The sequence below is a fragment of the Paraburkholderia piptadeniae genome (assembly GCF_900007165.1).
Lineage (GTDB): Bacteria > Pseudomonadota > Gammaproteobacteria > Burkholderiales > Burkholderiaceae > Paraburkholderia > Paraburkholderia piptadeniae.
In genome coordinates, this window is record NZ_CYGY02000023.1 from 367,737 (window position 1) to 386,144 (window position 18,408).

Here is an 18,408-nt window from a genome sequence, read left to right on the forward strand (position 1 = left end):
GGCCTCCTGCCTTTCTTTTGGTCGGTCTGTCTACAACGACCGGCGTTTGCAGGGAGTGCACTGGCTTCAGCTTCACCATCAGCGCCTTCTGCGGTACGAGTCTCCCGCGCTTTTGCAATCAATTGCAACGCGACGTCGTAGTGCATCAGCACGAAGCCAATTACCGACCGCTCTGGTGCTAGCGACAGCCCTTTCTTTACCTTGACCTCCCAAGCAAATTTTGATCAGTTGTCTGCACGGCCGATGCCTGGTCGCCCGCCCCTTGAGCAGTGCTTCAGCTGCCCCGACTCCTTGTGCGTCAGTTCCTTGCACGCTGGATATAGCTTCGAGAGCCGCTTCTTCCGTTGCAGGCACAGCGCCCGCACTCGTTGCGCCCGCAACGGCGATACAATCTTGCTGGTGGCGAGTCATGCGTCGAAGTCTCCGGGTTGGCGGAAGCGCTCGTATAGGTCAGTTACGCTTGAGTGCACCCAAACGAGCCTAAGGCGGGCGTCTAGACGAATCAGGCCCGTGTCGAGCGCACGATGCAGGTCGGCTCTTAACAGTATCCCGTCATTTGCCGAGTTGTGCCCAAGCGCCCAATTCCTGCCAGGAAGATGTGCTGCATCCAGCAACTCAGCAACCGCGCATCCTGTTAGCGCGCAGCGACCGTCAAACCGCTCGAACAATGCACGCCGGAATGCGACCTGTTCCGGACGAACTGGCGCAGTTGTAAATCGTCCACCGCGCTCAGTACCCTCCTCCTTGCCGTCCGACGCAACATCATGATCGACGCCATGCTGCCCAAGCGGCTCGACCGGGGCGATAGTTGCGAAAACTTCGACGCCGACTTGCTGGATTTCCTTCAAGGTGTAAAGCCTAAGCTCACGGCTTCGCTGGACGTTCGCGTTATCCAGCCCCTTGTAGCCGAAGACAATGTACGCACTGCGATACTCACCCGCCTTGATACGCTGTATTTGCGAACGCCAATGATAAAAGTTTGGTCGAATATCTCCCTCGTCGGCAAGAATTCTCGCGGTACCGCGCTCGAAGTCGGCCTCCCTCACCCACGACAGGAAGACGATTTCTTCGTCTCGCAGCGCGTACCAGGCCGTCGGTTGGGGCTTTCTGAATCCGATTGCCTCGAGCAGATCTTTGGTCGAAAAGGTGTCACATTCAAGTGGTAGTTCATTGTTTGTTGCCGATCGCTCGACGGATGAGTCTTCGAGTAACTTCAGTCTGCGCCGAGCGTTATCACGAGCCTTCATCGAGAAGACTTGCGGGTTGTCGAGTACGACCCGCTCGAACACCAGATCGTCAAATCCAGCTACGCTCAAGCGCCGGTAGCCACTCGACTCCAGCCCGCTCGACACGACATCCTCAGCGAACCTGATCAGATCTCCATTCCGGTTTCGAAGTGCCTGAATCGAACGATTGGGAGGGAACCGCTTTTCGTGGGTCATCCAGAGAGCTGCCAGCCCCCGGATGATTCTTAACTCGAGCGGCGTCAGCAAATCGAGACTTCGCTGCAATCTGTCGGCTGTCTTTTCCTGAAACAGCTCGAACTCGCGATCTCGGAAGGCCCGATCGATTTCTTCGGTCAGCCCATTTCTATCAGCGGTGTTTTTCTTCATCGAAGTCAGGGCTTCCAATGAAGTGAGGCCTCTCACAAATTTGACCAGGCGAACCTCATCCATAAGCGCTTGACCTTTATCCTTGCTTTTTCATCGAAACTATTTTCGGACGACTCCGGTTCGACGAGCCCCATCATCTTCTGCATTTACGGCAGTTTGCGCTAAAGACCCCCATAATAGCGACAAGGTAAACATCGCCACAGCCGAGGTCACGGTGTGCGGGCAAGCCGCTTTTCGAGCTTTGCAGGACCTTATCAAGCCTGCCCCGTCAAATTCCTACGATTGTGTCGGTGCTGTCGTGCAATGCGCGCCGCATGGCGCCCCAAGCGGTACCGGCGCCGCATCCCACCCGACAAGCGCTCCGCCGCGCGCAACGCCGGGCAGATGCTCCGACGTCGCCAGAACGTCAGCACCCGGGAAAGGCGTTCCCGGTGTACTGAGAGACCACACACCATGATCCCATCCGGCCGCATCGTGAGCTGTAACGCCCTGGGACGTGGGATGACGCACATTGGTCTTCCCATGTGCATTCCCGGCCCCGAACGAGTAAACAAGACGGCAATAGCTACCGACTGGGTGAGGCGGCGGAACGACAGTTGTGGAGAGCAGCTTTGCGCCATGGTGGGGTGCCACCATGGCCACCGGCGGCACGCTGGTAAGTTGAGGCATGGAATACTGATAGTCGCAATCGCCCGTCAGGATCCAACTGCGAGGCGATGGGTGCGCGGTGTGCTCAACGGCCAGCACAATGCCGCTACCGTTGCGGTCCATACCGGTTCCAAGCGAAAAAGCCAGTTGTTTCCCATCTGCAAGGTACGCGGTAGCCGGGCTTCCCGGAGGTGCACAATAAGTGAAGAACGCCCCTCCGGCGCAGATAACGTCATAAGCAAATGCAATATGCACGGGCCCAACGATCTGATAGGGCGCGACCCACACTCTGGAGAGAGCAGGATATACGCCGGCAACCTGCGTCGCGTAGGTTCCAGCCCAGTGATCAGCATCCCAATGCGACAGAATGATTGATGGTGATTCGGTGAAGCAAAACACCAACTGGGTTGGCGTGGTGTGCTTATTTCTGTAAACTCCGGCTCCAAGGTCGTAGTACAACGTCGGCAATGGGTGCAGTGTCTGGCGTACGGCCAATAGTGCATTGGCATTTCCTTGCCCGACATCGTACGCGGCAAGATACGTCGCCGCCGCAGCCGAAAGCAGTTGTTTGAGCGTGCCTGTAGAGATGGCGGGCAAACTGGCCAACGAGAAGATGCCGGACAATGCTCTCCCTTCCTCGGCTGTGGGCATTTTGCCTCGGACAAAGACGGGAACGGGATTGGAGAACAGCGCGGGGTAAAGGTTCGCTGCATATCCCCCTTGCACATCGGTGGCAACGGTGAATTCGAACCAGACGGCCTCGAGATCCCGCACCGCCGCACTGAACGCGACTGTATTGCGGGGGTCCGGCAAAGGAGGAAAACCAAACCAGTGTCCGCGAACGGGAAGCTCGACCTCAAGCCGGTACAACGGAGCGTCCTCGAACGGATTGGAGATTGGAAGGGGGAGATTGCTTGCACTCAACCACCATTTCTGCCATGCCAGCTCCGACGCAGACCGATCATCTATGTTAAAGCGCGCATCGTTCAGCCCTGTATTGACGAGCCAATCTGCGTCAATCAGGTCGAACGCGAGCAACGCAACAGTGCCACCATCCGAGGGCCATTCGATATGGTCAAGGCGACCATACGCCCGGGCGGGGACCCTTCGTGGCAAATCCCCGTCGCGACGAAAATGCGGGTTCAAACTTGACTCCTAGCTAACAATAATCATAGATTCAATGGGCCGGCTCAAGATCCGAGCTTTCTGATAGCCTCAGAACTCAGCCCAGTCATCTACTTCGAATTCAAACTGCCACGCGAGGTGCCATGGGCAACCTGCTGCGTCCATCAACGTGAACCGCGATATCCGGTTAACGGCATACGGCCGGCGTTATTTACAGTAAGGGCGCGTGCGGATATGAAAGCTACCGCCCTCTGCTCACCTTATTCTTCGTTTACTGTAGATTTACGGAAACTAGGAAGAACATCGCATCTTCGGGGGTACGGTGAACGAAAACAAAATCAAGCACGCATTGCTTCATGCATCATGGGAATACGGCACGGACAGTCAGGCGCGGCTACGGGCCGAGGCCGAGCTTGTCCTGCCATATGACTACACCGCTGAGATGGAGGACAGGGTATTCTGCCCTGAATGCTGCACTCCTATATCCCGTTCTCCAAAGGACAAAGTGAAATTCTCGAATGGACGAGCATGCTGCTTTGTCCATCGGCCTGCTTACCGTAATGTGCAATGCACACTACGAACGCCGCTCGCAGACGGGAAGCGATATTTGAATGAGGAGGATGCCAAGCAAGCCATCGAAAGCGACCAGCTGGCAATCATCAGCTCCTTCCTGCGCGACCGCCCCGAAAAGGCGGCCGGCCCTCTGGACCCGTACGACCAAAGCGCAGTGGAAGAAATGGAAGGACCGATTTCCCTCGTGCCAATCGGGCGGCACCGCGGCGAGAAGTTCATGCTGCCAAGCCGGATCACAACAGTGGCCGGCTTGCGCCGCGGGTTTGACAAGAATCTGTATAAGTTCTTCGTTTTTCCGAATTCAGCCATCGCCCAGCGACTATGCGACGCCCTGATAGACATTGCGACGGTCACGGAGGAATGCGACGTCCCGCGCCTCTACTATGGAACGATCATCCGTTCCTATAACGCTGGCATCACCCCAAAACCTACTAATATTCGGATGACAGAGCTGCGATGCCATCCGAAAATCAAGGACTTCTACTTGAAAGTTCACGCCGCCGATCAGGAGGAGAAAGGGATCAACGACGAATCCGGCGGCCGTATCGTACTGTTTTGGGGGAAGGTGATCGAAAGCGGGATTGGACTCGCAGTTAGGGACCTGGCGTGGGGCGAGTTCGCGTTATTGCCCGAGAAATACGAAAAGCTACTTGATGGCCTGTAATCTGTATAGTTGAAGGATGAGGGACTTGAGGCAGCTTAGCGGCCGTGATGGATCGTCAACCCTCAATTGGAAGTTTCCTTGTTCGCCCGCAGCGTGAGCAGCGCTGCGCGTGCCGTCACTCTCCCTTGGACACCCGTACGCTCAAACCTATCCAAGCAATTGGCGCCGGACGCCGCATGACCTGAAACAGAGAGAAGCTAAATGCAAACAGGTCTTTTGCGTGCGCGAGCAGCGCAGTCGGCTGTCGATGAACCACTTCGGGGCGAGAACGGCGTTTCCTTCTGATACTCAAAAGATCCTTCAATCGACCCGTGCCATTTCGAATTGCAATTAATTGCACTTGGTCCAGATGTCTTCCCTGGGATCAAGCGCTACGTCGCAAATAAAGATATTAAATCTCCAGAGAGATCTTACTGGCGATTTCCTCATCTTCTCGACGCGTTTATCGCGCTAGTAACGAATGCCTAGAATAACTATGTTTTCATCCAGCCTACTGGTGACAGCTACAATGGCATCCGTGATAGCTGATGAATACGATATACCCCACACCAAAGCTCAGCAGCGCGGCTAGTGCGCCAGCAAAAATACTAAGGGTAAGCACTGTAAACAACCTCGAAAGAAGCGGCATGTCCTACTCCCTCGATCGACGAATGCACCGCAAATGATCGCCGGTTAAATAACGAGTTCATAAATCAACCACGACTAGCTCGATGTTATAATTATTATAGGATATCTAATTACATTATTTAACTTAATTTGCGAAGCAACAAACATGGTTCCGAAAATGACCGCGGTTGGTCGTCGCAGGATCTTAAGGTCAACAATGTCTATACATGAAATCTTATCGCGGTAACTCTGCAATCAATCGCAGTAGTTAAATGAAACCGCCAGTCCATCGGCCCAAAGGTTAAACCTCTGCACGCTCTCGAGCTGGCGCCGCGGAGCGGAAATTGCGCGAACATAAAGCGCGTACGGACTACGCGATCAATCAAGCCACTTCACCAAGATCATCGGACAGCGCCTTTTTTGCAGCCTTGTTCAACGCCGGTAGGTAGAACGCCCTCCGGTTCTCGGAATACGTTTCGAACCATTCGAAGAGAAGTGTGTGCCCCTATCGGCAGCGATGTGCGCACGCGTGCCCTGCCGCTTTTCGATTGACAATCGGACCGTCACAGGACCGTCGACGACTTCGCAGTGAGTCACGGCAAACGTGCGGCAGGGCGCAAATCCAGGACAGGAAGCCTTGAATTGCCGCGCGATTTATCTCAGGCTTGAGACTTGGTCAGATCGATGAGGTCGCACTATGGAAAACTACACCGGGTTCGTCAGCGACGCCATTCTGCTTTCAATTGGCCGCGCAATCCTGAGAAAGCAGCAGCGAGATGGTCGCAGCATAGGGGATGCTGAGGCACGGGGTCATGCCCAGGTCCTTCAAGGAAGGTATGGCTTCGTTCAAGAGAAAGAGACGGACACGTTTTGCAATGAAGTTCTACGTGCATTCCGCTACTTGGAGCAACGTGAACTGCAAGCAATCTCAAAGCTTGCATACGCGAATTTCCGGGTTGACGAACTGATTGGTAACTCCGTTCTTGATGCTGAGCTGGTCCAAGATCTCCAATCCGCAGGTTATCCACGCTAGATCTTTAGATGCTGGTGGCCTTGCTCACCTCCGACGGGTCTGCGGGGGTTGTTTCCGCTGACGCTGCCGCTTCAATCCCGTAAAAGCCTCGCCTGCGCCTCTCGTACCGTCGAACGAGCAAGGCTGTCGCTCGGAAGCTGCCCACGACGCCCCTTTTACCATCGAGGTGCTGGCCAGCCAAACGCTTCTGAGGAATCTCGTGTAGACAGTTCTACATTGAGGCGCCCCGTTGCCGAACGAGTGGCAGCGACCGCCAAATGACGAAAAAGATGCCGCTGCCTGCCCTATGTGTCATTCGCTAGCGTCGGATCTCCCGCTGCTACGGCACGTTGAAGATTGTCGCTTCGGGTGGTCTACATGTAGAAGCCGGTGAATTGACGATTGACGCCCGCCCGGACAGTCTCCATTGCAATCAATTGCACTGAGCGTCTCCAACTTTATTCGCTTGCGTGATCGTCAAGCAAACGGCGCACCGCCCGGTTTCTTCACGGATCGCCTGCCACCCTCGAAGACATCGCGTCGACGCTGCTCCATGGTCAATGCCGCGCTGACGACGACGTGAAGCTGCTCCAGCTCGAACGTATTTGTGATGGCACGATTTGCCATCCGAGGCGGCTGTGCGCTTCCCTACCTTCGTATCCGAAGTTGTCTTGCAATCAATTGCAAACGATCGTGGGCTAATCATCAATGTGCTTTGACTTCGGCAGAAGAGTGTGCGTGCACAAATATCACCAATAGCCTCGGCACGAGAGACCAGTTTGAAGTATCCCGATATTCTGAATGAATTTAGGAACTTGATGGCGCAATCCGCAACGCACGTCGAAGCGTTGTCAGCTCCGATTGCAATCGATTGCAATCGGGAGGAGGCACCCAGAGGGTTCAGGACAACGGCACTGCGGTCACTGTGCGCTGTCGACGATTGCCACAGACGTTGCACTTGCCGCCCGCTTCTTGTTGGAGTTCGCTCTAGACCATCCGCCGTCGAGTACGGCGAATTCCTGTTGTCGGACCCATCTCGGTCTCGGCACATCCCGACCTGTAATTGACGCCTTGTGAGTGCAAGCGGTCGTCAGGTCAATCGTGCCTGCAGACCGATTGTCGGCGATGCAGCCATAAGCATTCTATTGTTGTCAGCTCGGTTTAGCGGCCGCCTTCTGGAAATGCAACAGGCTGACTAGATCAAAGAAGACGTTCGAAAGAGGGCGAGTTCGTGTACATTATCGAGCCAAATACAACGCTACTAATATTGCGCGCACAATATGCCTATTCAACAATTTCATGTCAGGGGTTTGCACGGACTTATCGACGCCCGGGTCGATTTTAACGACGATCTGACCGTCATTGTGGGGATGAATGGATCGGGAAAGACCAGCATCCTTACGATGATGTCTGACATGCTTCGTTTCGATGTCGCGCGATTGCTCGATACACAGTTCGAATCCGCCTCGCTTCTTTTCTTACTGTCCGACGGCAAGCGCTCTCGGTTGACGCTGGACCGCGACAATGACGGAGGTATTCTGGTTGCGCTTGGCCGAGACGGCGAGCCGATGTACGAGACTCGAATTTTCGGAACGCCGTCGACGGCAGACATCCTGTCTTCGATGTCAGTACAACATTCGTTCTTGCGCTCCCCTTCTGAAATCGCGTTAGGTGCTCATCAGCTTGGGCCTTTTATGAGGCCAATGGGTTTCGAACAAAGTGGACTTGTAAAAGACGCCATGGCTGCGCTGCCCCTGACGTTTCTGCGTGTCGATAGAACTTTGTCCGCGTCTGACTCCTCCGGGGGAGTGTCAATTGAAGATAGTGGCGTGAAAGCGAGTGTAACGCGGCGCGGGCAGCGAGTGGAGGACCCTATAGATGTGGTGCTTCGCATAACCACCCGCCTGTACACCGAATACAAAGACCGGCTGGAGAAAATACGGACCACGTCGTATGAGAAGATCATGTCACTCTCGTTTTCGGACGACCTCTTCTTGTCCAATGCAAAAAATGTCTCTGTGGCCGATCTTGAAAAGAATCTCAGCCGCCTGCAAGTTCGAGTAAAGACGTCTCCAATACGGCCGAAGGATCCTGAGTTCGAGGGAACTGTCGATAAATATTTTGCCGACACGAAGGTATTGCTTGATATTTTTAGGTCAGTAAGTATTGGCGCGAAAGAGGTTAACAATGAGAAGATTAATCTGCTCGAGGCTTTGCTCATCAGTCGGCAAACGCGCGTCAGCGAACTGTTAAACATATTCAATACAGAGCGTCGTCGCACTGAAGAGGCGTACGCCAAGATAAAGATATACCTCAAGACGCTGAATTTGTTTATGGCGGACAGTGGCAAGCGACTCGCCTTCGATAATCGCACCAATACCTTAGGCTTCGCGCTAGTGAAGCAGGACACCGGGTCCAATCAGGACCACTCGGAAGAAAAACTACGTTCGATAAAAACACTGTCGTCGGGGGAGCGGCAGATTTTAATCGCGCTCACCTACCTTTGCTTTCTCACAAAGTCGCCAGGTATTTTTGTCATTGACGAGCCCGAGCTTTCACTTCACCTAGCGTGGCAGCAGCAGCTGGCCGATGGGCTTAACGCAGTGAAACCCGCCGGATGCCAGATTGTTCTGGCGACCCACACGCCTGAAATCGTTGGACGTGCCCCGGACAAGGTGGTTGTCCTGGAGCCCCAATATCAGGACGGCCCGGAGGCTGATCTGTGAGCAAAAAGGGCGTGCGAGCCGTGCCGCAATACAGTGAGGCGGCCCTTTATGGGCGTGACATCCTACTCAAAGCGACCACAGATTGCTTTTTTTATTTTGAGGACGCTGGCCAGGAACCACTCTACGACCGATTTGTACGCATGCTGTTCCCGTCCATCAAGCGGGTGCAAGTTCTTTGCCTTGGCGGTTGTAGTCAAGTTATCAAGAAGATCAGGTCGGAAAATGTGCTCGGCGTCCCGCGCATCGGCATTATTGACCTAGACTATGGCGACTTGCTCGGTGACATTGTCGATATTAATGACTTGATCTACTTTGAGAAACATTGTTTCGAGAACTATATGATCAACTTGAGTGCCTTACTGAACACGGCCATTGAGCATCTTGATCCACCAATCACTTACGGTGAAGCTGAAGAGAAGGTTCGTGACTATGGCCAATTTCATACTCGGCTAATCGATAGGTATACAAGCGTAACGCGGTATTTTTTGGTGGCGAGGCGGGAAAGACTCAGCATTTCAACCACAAAAATTTCTGCAGCCGAAATGGTGGACAGCGATATTTCTGGCGTTGCGGATGAGTGGTTCGACGCGTACAAGGAAAAATTTCTCGCTGCATGCGAAGATAATCACCCGCATCTTCAGGACACTGATATCTTGCAGGAACAACTCGATGCGGCGTTTGAAATTCCAGTTGGCGGGCGCCGGATAGCCTTCACGTCGCCTGACGACCACCTTAGCGGCAAGCATTTACTGTACTTTATGACGCATTTTATCGACAAGAGACTAGGTAGTAACCTCCTCGACTTGGGGGTTCTAAACCGATACCTCAAACTGCTGAAGCATGTACCTGTCGACAGCTTTGAGCGAATCGTGGGCAGGTGTTGGGAATCGCTAGGTCCGCAGATCAACCGTTTCGGGGCACACTTTCAAGTTCCTGAAGAGTATAGAAGTCGGCCGGAGGACGCTGCGGCAGCCGCCGCGTGATCTTCTTGGGGGTAAGACGCAGATCGGAGCTGGAGCCCGGGTCTGCGCGCCGACTACTCGACTAAGATAAGGGGCCGCTGTTTGGCGGTAGGCGACGATTGAATCTCCATCCGAACGCACCGGTGTACGTCTGAAGCTTGCCGTGGCCGATTGCTGCCCCATGCCGCATAGCTCGCGTCTGAGGAGCGATTGCAATTGATTGCACGGCGCTGTGCCCCACGGTAGGACGCCAATACGTTTTCGTGTTGCACCGCCCATTCGACGCTTGCAGCGAACCGCCGTCTGGGTGCAGAATCGGCCGCCCATCGAACATCCGCGTGGATGTGCGCTCACATGAATTGATAGCGATTCTGAGACTGCGTCGACCGCCGTCAACCGGCCGCGCGTTCACGCTACGACGGCTGGTTTGCCGCGGAGGGCTTGCAGTTCACCTATCCGCCGGACAGGTGGCACACCTCGCGCGAATTGACATCGAACACACTGGAAAGCACCGCACGGCAACCTATCGCGATAACGATTGCGTGCAGGAAGTAATATTGCATCGCTCTCCCCCTTCGATGTGCTCCGCACACAGCTGATGCTGTGCCTCGTCCATACCTGTTGACGCGCCGTTCCTCCTCCACGTCGCCATCGATTTTGAAACGGCGAACTCCATCCAACCTTTTGCATGAGCGACGCAGAAGGACTCAGGCCGGAGATAGGCGACTCATAGAATGCTTAACCGCCTTGGTTGAGTGCGCTTGTGCGGGCAACTTGATGCTCATATAGATCGAGCCAAGTCTTCTGGCCTGAGTGGACCTCCACCAATTTCCGCTTAGGGCTCAATTCAGCAATGCCTGGCATCAACTTTGTCAGACGACGAATTGCGGAAGCGGCGTGGCCTGGTAAGATGCCTTCACGGAAAATTAGAAGGTAGAAAACCGCTGGCCCGAAAATGTTCAGCCGGAGAACGTAGTCCTGTTCTCCGGGAACTGCGCCGTAGCAAATCCGAACGATGAAAGGGTTTAGCCGAGACGCCCCCTGAGACAGACGAGCAAAGGAATCTGCGCCGATCTGTGAGAACCCAACAACCTCTGGACGCGCCAGATATACGAGGGGCGCCACTTGGAAGCGCGAAGGTGGGGACGCCAATCCTCGAATGAATGGAATATAACGTTCGAAGAGATGGCTATGAGCTCCGTCTGTTCGCGATGAGTTGAACGAAATCTTGAGGAGCCAGCGAAGCAACAGTGAGTAATCGTACTGCAATGTTAGGTCTTGCCTCGTGTAGTTTTGAACAAAAAGACCCGAATCGGTCAGCAAACGCTTGCCATATGAGTCGAGTTCACTCAAAACCCGATTGTTACAGTCTTCGCAAACGTCTTTGATTTTTCCCTCGCCACCGACCATGCGTTGTGCTACCTCGTTCCAACCGGTGACGGAACCTTCCAGTTGCTTCTGGAAGTCGTATATAAATGCCGGAATTATGTGTTCCCGTGTAAGCGGGCGCTCTTCTTGGCAATAGGCGCAGCTTGTCATAGAGGTGGCTAACAGTTACTAAATCCAAGCACGTCAGGTTATTGCAGGGATAATGCACGAAATTATTCTCCCCAAGAAGGCGACATGGCAAGATAATTGTTCACCTGTGACGACTATCAAGATGCGGTCATACGCACGAGTAATGCTCGACGACCGGCCGCTCAAGGGTCGACGGCTGCCCCATGTCGCATCACTCGCGTCTGAGGAGCGATTTCAATTGATTGCACGCGGTGCTGTGGCGGCCCATGGTCGGGCGCCGATACGTTTTTGTGGTGCACCGTCCATTCGACGCTCGCAACGAATCGCCATTCGGATGCGCCATCAACGTCGTCGATCAGGGAACAACGCGACCGGAGTGACTCACTCCCGCGGGTCTGGCTGATGATCGGCTTTGGCGTCAGGCCAAGTAACCGTTCGAACCACGGAGGCGTCTATGAAAACGGTAGTTCTCGTTTCCTGTGTCAAACAAAAGCGGGACGCGCCGTGCCCGGCCAAATCGCTTTACACCTCGGACTGGTTCCGGAAAGCCAGAGCCTACGCCGAGTCGTTCGGACCATCGTGGTACATTCTTTCAGCCCAGTACGGGTTGCTCGAACCCGGGAAGGTGATCGCCCCTTACGAGAAGGCGCTCAACAGGATGAATGTTGGAGACCGTCGAGCCTGGTCCAGCAAGGTCATCAGCCAGATGCAGGCGGCTGTCCCGGCTGCGGATCGTATCGTCATCCTGGCTGAGTCCGCTACCGTGAATTCCTGACGGACTATCTGCTAAGCCGGGCGCGCACGGTCGAGGTACCGATGGAAGGATTGAGCAGAGGCCAACAACTGCATTGGCTGAAGGACGCAAATGGAGAGGCTTGACGATTTGCGGCGATTCTACGCGATCCTCGCTCAGGTCGAGACCCGTCTCGGCGGTAAGCTGCGGCTTCACGAATCCCGTGAACAGGCCGGGCTGGCCCACTCACGGCGTTTACTTTTTCTTCGAAAAGGGAGAACAGCGCACCGACTCCGGCGAAGGCTTGCGAGTCGTCCGGGTGGGCACGCACGCGCTCAGGCAATCGAGCGCGACGCTCCGGAAGCGTTTGGCCCAGCATCGCGGCATTGTTCGCGACGGCTCGGGCAACCACCGCAGTTCCATATTCCGCTTGCTAATCGGATCGGCGCTCAAGAAACGCGAGGGTCTTGCCGAGCCGGCCTCGTGGGGAGTCAAGGATCACCGCGAGGCCGCAGCGCTGATGGGGATAACGGGTAGCGCTGTAAAAGCGATGGAGAAGCCGCTCGAATGCGCTGTTACCGTATATATCAAATCGATGCCCTTTCTATTCGTCCCTGTGCCGGATCCGCCTGGCCCCGAGAGTCTCCGTGGCGTTATAGAGCGCAACAGCATAGCTCTTCTCAGCAACTACCGGCGAGACGCACTAGACGCGTCCTCGGCCCAGTGGCTGGGACGCCACGCTGATCGGGAACGGGTTCGCGAGTCGGGATTGTGGAACAACAATCATGTCGATGAGGCATACGACCGACGGTTCTTGGATACCCTGGAATGCTCGGCACAGGAAACGCCTTTGCCCACGTCGAAGCGTGAACGTTCGTAGGAATGTGCCTCTGACGCCCGCCGTTGGAATACACGAACCGCCAGATTGAACGATTCGTTCTCGCCCACAACGTTCTCATATTCGCGTATCCCTAGACGTCCTGCAATCAATTGCAGCACATGCCCCAGTCAGTGTAGCAAGCAATGATGAGCGTGACACCAGCAATCCCAACAGCCAGCTTTGTTACCTCATCAGTCGCTTTGCCGCGAATACCATTTCCGCCTGCCCGTTGAGAACATCGATCATGTGCTGCCAGCTTTGGAAATAAGCGCCATGGTGATTGGACTACCGGAACAATATGGAAGTCGAGTTACGCACGTTGGAAGTTCTCGGCGCATTTGACACTTCAGTATTTTGGTTGGCCGGCGCACAGAGGTGACTGTTTTGTCGCGACGAAAATCCTCTAAGGCTGGCGTAGGCGGCGACGAATTCCTATTGACGGTCCGTTACGCAGGGCTCGCGAAACGGGTTCCGTGTTTCCAACGGCTGCCAAGTCATGAATGAAATCCCTCAAACCGAGGAGGTATGGCATGAAGGTCGATCTTAGCGAGTTTGATGTCATGCGGTTTCCCGATCGGGGAAGCATTGTGTACGTGCTCCTCTACGTCCCGGGAAGTGAAAATGAGGCAGTTCCGTTCTACGTGGGCGAGAGTTCAAAGCATGTGGGCCGAATTGGTGACTATGTTACCGCCAATTTTTCCGCGTCGACCGACTTCAAGGTCGGTGAGGCCGTGCGCTACTTGCAAAGCAAGGGACTGCCCGTGCTTATGAAGTACAAGGAATCGGGTGACAGGAAGGCTGAAGAACGCATTGTTCTGGACCGCTTGCGTAGTACCTATCGGCTATTGAACGACCTCAAAGGGTACGACTACCGACAAGCCGAAAAAGAGCAGGAACGGCTTAAGATTCACGCTTTCATCGATGAGCTGATCTATGCCGAGACCGTGCGATCTGCTGTGAGTTCCGAACCACTGTCGGCGAGATGATTGACGTTGCAGCGGGGAAGGAGGCTCGCGACGGTAGGTGCGTGACGGTCTAACTGGAGCGCTGAGTGCTGCGCCGTGGTGCTGACACACCCAGGCCGTTCAGGGTATCTAAAAGGCGTACGCGATACCACTAGCCTCCAGGAGGAATGCGATGGTTATCTACCGACCGAAATCTGAACTGACAGGCAAATGGCTCCTTGCCCACACGATTGCCTCATTCATGTTTTCGCAGGGACTCGACAGTCCTGAAGAGCTTCGGAAGGATTCGCCGATGCGCGCCGACGTTCTTCGATTTCTGTTGCGAAAGCGCGCTGTCGCCTATTGGACCGCCAATGACTGGCTCAGAAAGAGCGCAATGGAAGGGGGATTTACGCTAACCGAAAAAGGTTTGCCGAAAGTCCACGACCGACTTGAAGGGAAGCCCAAGGGGCAACCCGTAAAAGCCGCTGAAATCAAGTCGGCCGAACAAGTCATCAGGGGTGCCTCGAAGAACGAGGCACTCGGCGAAATTGAGATTGACATACCATAACGCCTTGGTTTAGAAGACTCACTGCATCGTTATTCTGACGAAATAAAGGACGCCAAGGACTGTATCGAGGGTGCGGTAATTAACTCGACTGTGAACCGATTCGAGCGAAACACGCGGGCACGTGAAGCCTGTATCCGACACTATGGACCCGTTTGTTCCGTATGCGGGTTCGATTTGCATTACGGTATGGCCCTTTAGGCGAAGGTTTCATTCATGTGCATCATATTGTGCCACTGACAGAAATTCGCAAAGAGTACAACGTCGACCCCATTGCCGACCTTCGACCAGTCTGCCCGAATTGCCACGCAATGCTCCATTCCAACAAAGATGTCATGTCCATCGCTGATCTGAAAGCGCATTTGCGAAAAGATTGACATTATCGTGCGGTACGTAGCTAACCATGCATCGACGGACGCTGCAAACCTTGGGAGCCCATCAATGGACAGGATAAGACATCTTATCGCCGTTCTACGCGCCAGGTTCGGCCGTCCACAGATAAGTGACGAGGATCTTGCATCGCTTCGTGATCTAATGTCCGCAGTGGATTACGTATCCGCCATACCGCCCAAGGAGGCGGGTGTCCTCCATAAGTTACTGACGAAGAAACAGCAAATCAAGATCAAGATGTATCAGGAGCCAGGGCATTCGCGGCCACATTTTCACGTGGACTTCGGACCGCATAGTCACGCGGCGGTTTATGCGGTGGATACCGGCGAAAGGCTGGAGGGAACCCTCGATCAAAAGTATGACAAGGCAGTGTCCGCCTGGGCCATCGCCAACAAGCCCGGCCTGTTGGCGATATGGCGCGCCCTGCAATCGGGCAACCCAGAATCCCCGTTCGCCAAGTCTCTATCGGCGCTTTAGCCCGCCGCCCCGCACAGCGCGAGACGCGGGACTCGCGGTCGTCGCCTTTCACCATGCCACCGGCTGAAGACCGTTCCTGATTGCCTCACTCATGTCTGGGAACTCAGATGATTTGCCGATCGAAGCGATGCCTTCGCAATTGCAATTGATTGCAACTAGACCGATGATGCAGGCCAATGGCACGGCGGCGCAGCGGTCGCTGTCATTACAGTAGGCGTGAACATCCCAAAAATTTCGGCGAGACGAGAGATCTACACTGGTAATGCCGGTAAGCCGAATAGCCGAATGATGCTCGTTCATTCATCTCTATTCACCCAAAACACGCCCACCGAATAGTCCGAAGCGTATCAGCTCGTTTTGTCTCGAGAAGCATCCGTAGTAATCCTGCAATCAATTGCAGCGGCTATGCTTTCGCGTGGACCGTGCCGTCCCCTCCTGACTAAGTCGCCGTCACCACGCCGCGCTGGAGGCATTCTCGGCGCCTGCGCTGTCAGCGTAAGCGTCGCACCCCTCTGCGTCCGCAGGCCCGCCAAAAGCGCATTCTCTGCGAGTAGCATGCAGTCTCGGTGCGCAAGCGCATCATTCTCGCCTCCTTTGCGTCCTGAGCGCCTGTGCTGAGCGGAAAACTCCATCTCGTGCAGCCTTGGATTGGCCCGACATCACCAGGAACGTTCGGCTTTCAACAACGATAAGCAAGAGAAAAGCGCTCGGGCGCGCTGCACCCCTCGACTAGGCGGCTTGTTCGACCGGCTCGGCCATGCTGAGTTCGGCACCCGGCTTCCACTCCGGCGCCAAGGCAAGCAGGGCCTCGCAGGCGCCTTTGCATCGGTACACCGGATAGTCTTTCCGCAGCCGTATCAGGTTGAAGTAGGCGTAGAGCTTGAACGCGCCCTCGCCTGAACGCGTGTAAACACCGTAGCGAAGTCCATCAGACACAATCAAGCGATGGCAGCCAGCTCTTGTCTCCCCATACCGAAGCGCTTGGGACATAGCTGTGAGGCAGGAATCATCCATCTTCTTTGCCTCGACAACAGCACAAAGATTCCCGTCGTTACGAGGCAAGCGATCGAAAAGTGCAAGGTCAACACGATTCCACTCGACCGCCATACGCTGCGGCGTCCAGCCAAGTGCTCTCAGTAGCGGCACAACAAGATAAGCCACAGTCTCATGTTCTGAAGGCTTCTGGGCGCGCTTGTACCATCTTCCAATCCGCGTTAGCTCGCCAATTTCATTCAGTAAGCTCGTGATCGATGAGCTTGCAACGCCATGGTCGAACAGGAACGAGGAAATGGCATGAAGCGAGATCTCCGTTTCTTCGTGTGGAGGCAGAACCGCGACTGTCAGTGTGGTCTCACATCCAGGCGAAAGCTCAAGCGTTCGGAGCCAATCGATCACGGGTCCATTCGAAAGACGCTGGGTCGTGTCGCCCAGGTTCATCGCATAAGCATCGAATCGCTTAGGTCCGCGTTCTGGTCTCCAGAGCCATTTCACCCGGCGAACATGTTGGAGATCCCAACCATCAATATCTCCAAACTTATCGTGCCATTCGTACGGGCCCGTGATCTCGCCTACACCGTGTACCTCGTTCGTTCCAAGACGAAGGACCACGATATCGCCCGGGGCCATGACGCTCGAGAATCGCTTCAGGTCTGTAATCTTCCTTGGCGTCCAACCATCAGCTCTTAATTTTTCGACGGCGTGTGGCATCGCTCCAGCATATCCCGGCCCGTTGAGAATGACGTCCCACTCAAGGCAAATGTTGACGTAGTTTCTATTAGTATCACCCGCGGCCTGCTGCCAGACCGTCCTTCCCTCGAGATTCATAAATTGACAGTAAAATTGTGAATGAGAAACGCGATTATCAACCATGAGGCAATAGTGGTGACCTGAAAACTCCACGCGTTGGAGGTGGTCTTGCGGAAGTATTTTTTTATCCGTGGTGAGCCGTTGCAGGAAGAAACGTGTTCGGACGATTTCGACTGTTCCGACGCTCCCGTTATCTAGGGTTCTGCCGTCGCCTCTGTCGCCCCGGCGATCTCATCGGCGATATCAAGTTCTGTCGGCCGCAAGCTCCTGCCGATTAACCAACATCCTATCTATGGACAAAGAAGCAATGGGCACATTCCGGGGAAGATCATCCCAACCTCCATCGCCGTATTTAGCAGATCCGAACAGGCTAGGTGACGTTATCGCAGCAATCCAGGCAATGGCTACGTACAAATTTTACAAGTTGGATTTCGCCGATTGGGCTGATCGAATCTCCGCTGATCAGAGTCAAGCCGATAAATGGAAAAAGGTGTTCCTGGAGCATCCGGAATTTTTCAGGCTCGATTCCGCACGTGTTCGAGCCTCTTTAGTATGGCGGCGTCAATTTCCAAAGCGATTCGACGTCGATGAACACCGAGTGCTGTCGAACGAGGAATACGATGAAAAGATTCACGCGAATCCGCAATCGTACGCACGGATTTCCCGCGTGCCCCTGTCCGCGACAGACATAAAAATGCTCGTTGACACGGCGGTGAATCTTCATTCACGGGCGCTTGAACACCAGAAGGACAGGCGCTGGTGGCTGGCACTTGCGAGCGCGGTGGGGGGCCTTACTGGTTCTATCATTGGAGCTGTCGCAACGCATATCAAATAGATGCTTGCGTTTGGTGGCCGGGTAAATGTTTGACTCTATTCAGTCTCCTGTTGCACCCTGCGACGCACTGGATTGTAGGTTTTCGGACATGGTTTGATCGGCATGCGAAATCAGGAGATGCGGCCGAATCACACGTAAATTTACCGTCGGGATCGGAATTCGACAGCGGTGGTTATCCTATTTCCCACGCAGGCCACGCTGCAGCCACAACGATTGCCGATGCCCTCGCGACCGTGCACAATTGCCGACGTCAGGTCGATCGTAAGCGCCCGGCCATGGCACCCCGGGGAGTGCACGCCGGCGATCAGGCGGTGATCGGCGCCCAGCG

General features: G+C 54.7%; 16 protein-coding genes and 1 pseudogene. 11 read left to right on the forward strand and 6 right to left on the reverse strand.

Annotated elements, in window-relative coordinates:
• Window positions 1–407: 407 nt before the first annotated feature.
• On the reverse strand, window positions 408–1,676 hold the full coding sequence (locus BN2476_RS11685) for an HNH endonuclease signature motif containing protein (protein ID WP_087734293.1): 1,269 nt from the start codon (window positions 1,674–1,676) through the stop codon (window positions 408–410).
• Window positions 1,677–1,889: 213 nt separating this feature from the next.
• Window positions 1,890–3,407, reverse strand: a complete 1,518-nt coding sequence (locus tag BN2476_RS11690) for a ComEC/Rec2 family competence protein (protein ID WP_143810948.1) — start codon at window positions 3,405–3,407, stop codon at window positions 1,890–1,892.
• A 301-nt stretch (window positions 3,408–3,708) separates the two neighbouring features.
• On the opposite strand from BN2476_RS11690, the gene BN2476_RS11695 reads away from it, so the two are divergent.
• From BN2476_RS11695 to BN2476_RS11710, 4 genes are all read left to right on the forward strand, one after another.
• Entirely contained in the window at window positions 3,709–4,623 is a 915-nt protein-coding gene (locus BN2476_RS11695) for a hypothetical protein (RefSeq protein ID WP_235850791.1), read from the forward strand.
• A gap of 1,303 nt (window positions 4,624–5,926) precedes the next feature.
• On the forward strand, window positions 5,927–6,262 hold the full coding sequence (locus tag BN2476_RS11700; protein WP_087734295.1) for a hypothetical protein: 336 nt from the start codon (window positions 5,927–5,929) through the stop codon (window positions 6,260–6,262).
• Window positions 6,263–7,521: 1,259 nt separating this feature from the next.
• A complete protein-coding gene (locus tag BN2476_RS11705) occupies window positions 7,522–8,967 on the forward strand; it encodes an AAA family ATPase (protein ID WP_087734296.1) in 1,446 nt (481 codons plus the stop codon).
• Window positions 8,964–9,950, forward strand: coding sequence for a DUF4435 domain-containing protein (locus BN2476_RS11710; RefSeq protein ID WP_087734297.1), 987 nt, complete (start codon window positions 8,964–8,966; stop codon window positions 9,948–9,950). Before BN2476_RS11705 ends, BN2476_RS11710 begins: the two co-directional genes overlap by 4 nt.
• 717 nt (window positions 9,951–10,667) lie before the next feature.
• Here BN2476_RS11710 and BN2476_RS11715 read toward each other — a convergent pair.
• Window positions 10,668–11,468 carry a hypothetical protein gene (locus BN2476_RS11715; RefSeq protein WP_087734298.1) on the reverse strand — a complete coding sequence of 267 codons (801 nt, stop codon included), beginning with the start codon at window positions 11,466–11,468 and terminating at the stop codon, window positions 10,668–10,670.
• 433 nt (window positions 11,469–11,901) lie between these two features.
• Here BN2476_RS11715 and BN2476_RS11720 point away from each other — a divergent pair.
• The 6 genes and pseudogenes from BN2476_RS11720 (at window position 11,902) to BN2476_RS11745 (ending at window position 15,439) form a co-directional block, all read left to right on the forward strand.
• Window positions 11,902–12,326: pseudogene (locus BN2476_RS11720) on the forward strand (DUF6884 domain-containing protein).
• 77 nt (window positions 12,327–12,403) lie between these two features.
• Entirely contained in the window at window positions 12,404–13,060 is a 657-nt protein-coding gene (locus tag BN2476_RS11725; protein WP_087734299.1) for a GIY-YIG domain-containing protein, read from the forward strand.
• 530 nt (window positions 13,061–13,590) lie between these two features.
• Window positions 13,591–14,046: a hypothetical protein gene (locus BN2476_RS11730; RefSeq protein WP_087734300.1), complete on the forward strand. Its 456-nt coding sequence runs from the start codon at window positions 13,591–13,593 to the stop codon at window positions 14,044–14,046.
• Window positions 14,047–14,197: 151 nt separating this feature from the next.
• Complete coding sequence (locus BN2476_RS11735) at window positions 14,198–14,575, forward strand: hypothetical protein (RefSeq protein ID WP_087734301.1); 378 nt, start codon at window positions 14,198–14,200, stop codon at window positions 14,573–14,575.
• A 161-nt stretch (window positions 14,576–14,736) separates the two neighbouring features.
• Window positions 14,737–14,949 carry an HNH endonuclease gene (locus tag BN2476_RS49695; protein WP_369122648.1) on the forward strand — a complete coding sequence of 71 codons (213 nt, stop codon included), beginning with the start codon at window positions 14,737–14,739 and terminating at the stop codon, window positions 14,947–14,949.
• 157 nt (window positions 14,950–15,106) lie between these two features.
• Window positions 15,107–15,439, forward strand: coding sequence for a DUF4160 domain-containing protein (locus BN2476_RS11745; protein ID WP_087734346.1), 333 nt, complete (start codon window positions 15,107–15,109; stop codon window positions 15,437–15,439).
• A gap of 48 nt (window positions 15,440–15,487) precedes the next feature.
• Here the strand turns inward: BN2476_RS11745 and BN2476_RS45460 are convergent, their stop codons facing one another.
• The gene (locus BN2476_RS45460; RefSeq protein ID WP_143810949.1) at window positions 15,488–15,739 is read right to left on the reverse strand and encodes a hypothetical protein; all 252 of its coding nucleotides are present in this window, start codon (window positions 15,737–15,739) and stop codon (window positions 15,488–15,490) included.
• 429 nt (window positions 15,740–16,168) lie between these two features.
• Window positions 16,169–17,308 (reverse strand): DUF8426 domain-containing protein, encoded by a 1,140-nt coding sequence (locus BN2476_RS11750; RefSeq protein ID WP_218274514.1) that lies wholly within the window; start codon window positions 17,306–17,308, stop codon window positions 16,169–16,171.
• A 337-nt stretch (window positions 17,309–17,645) separates the two neighbouring features.
• On the opposite strand from BN2476_RS11750, the gene BN2476_RS11755 reads away from it, so the two are divergent.
• Entirely contained in the window at window positions 17,646–18,080 is a 435-nt protein-coding gene (locus BN2476_RS11755; protein ID WP_218274515.1) for a hypothetical protein, read from the forward strand.
• Between the two features lie 140 nt (window positions 18,081–18,220).
• On the opposite strand, the gene BN2476_RS47685 is transcribed toward BN2476_RS11755, so the two are convergent.
• A partial coding sequence (locus tag BN2476_RS47685) for a hypothetical protein (protein ID WP_218274516.1) occupies window positions 18,221–18,408 on the reverse strand: 188 nt, incomplete at its 5' end.

Coding starts and splice junctions, on each gene's coding strand:
- BN2476_RS11685 (WP_087734293.1), bottom strand. CDS start 1,676: ATGGATGAGGTTCGCCTGGTCAAATTTGTGAGAGGCCTCACTTCATTG.
- BN2476_RS11700 (WP_087734295.1), top strand. CDS start 5,927: ATGGAAAACTACACCGGGTTCGTCAGCGACGCCATTCTGCTTTCAATT.
- BN2476_RS11705 (WP_087734296.1), top strand. CDS start 7,522: ATGCCTATTCAACAATTTCATGTCAGGGGTTTGCACGGACTTATCGAC.
- BN2476_RS11715 (WP_087734298.1), bottom strand. CDS start 11,468: ATGACAAGCTGCGCCTATTGCCAAGAAGAGCGCCCGCTTACACGGGAA.
- BN2476_RS11730 (WP_087734300.1), top strand. CDS start 13,591: ATGAAGGTCGATCTTAGCGAGTTTGATGTCATGCGGTTTCCCGATCGG.
- BN2476_RS11735 (WP_087734301.1), top strand. CDS start 14,198: ATGGTTATCTACCGACCGAAATCTGAACTGACAGGCAAATGGCTCCTT.
- BN2476_RS49695 (WP_369122648.1), top strand. CDS start 14,737: ATGCGGGTTCGATTTGCATTACGGTATGGCCCTTTAGGCGAAGGTTTC.
- BN2476_RS11745 (WP_087734346.1), top strand. CDS start 15,107: ATGTCCGCAGTGGATTACGTATCCGCCATACCGCCCAAGGAGGCGGGT.
- BN2476_RS45460 (WP_143810949.1), bottom strand. CDS start 15,739: ATGAACGAGCATCATTCGGCTATTCGGCTTACCGGCATTACCAGTGTA.
- BN2476_RS11750 (WP_218274514.1), bottom strand. CDS start 17,308: ATGGTTGATAATCGCGTTTCTCATTCACAATTTTACTGTCAATTTATG.
- BN2476_RS11755 (WP_218274515.1), top strand. CDS start 17,646: ATGGCTACGTACAAATTTTACAAGTTGGATTTCGCCGATTGGGCTGAT.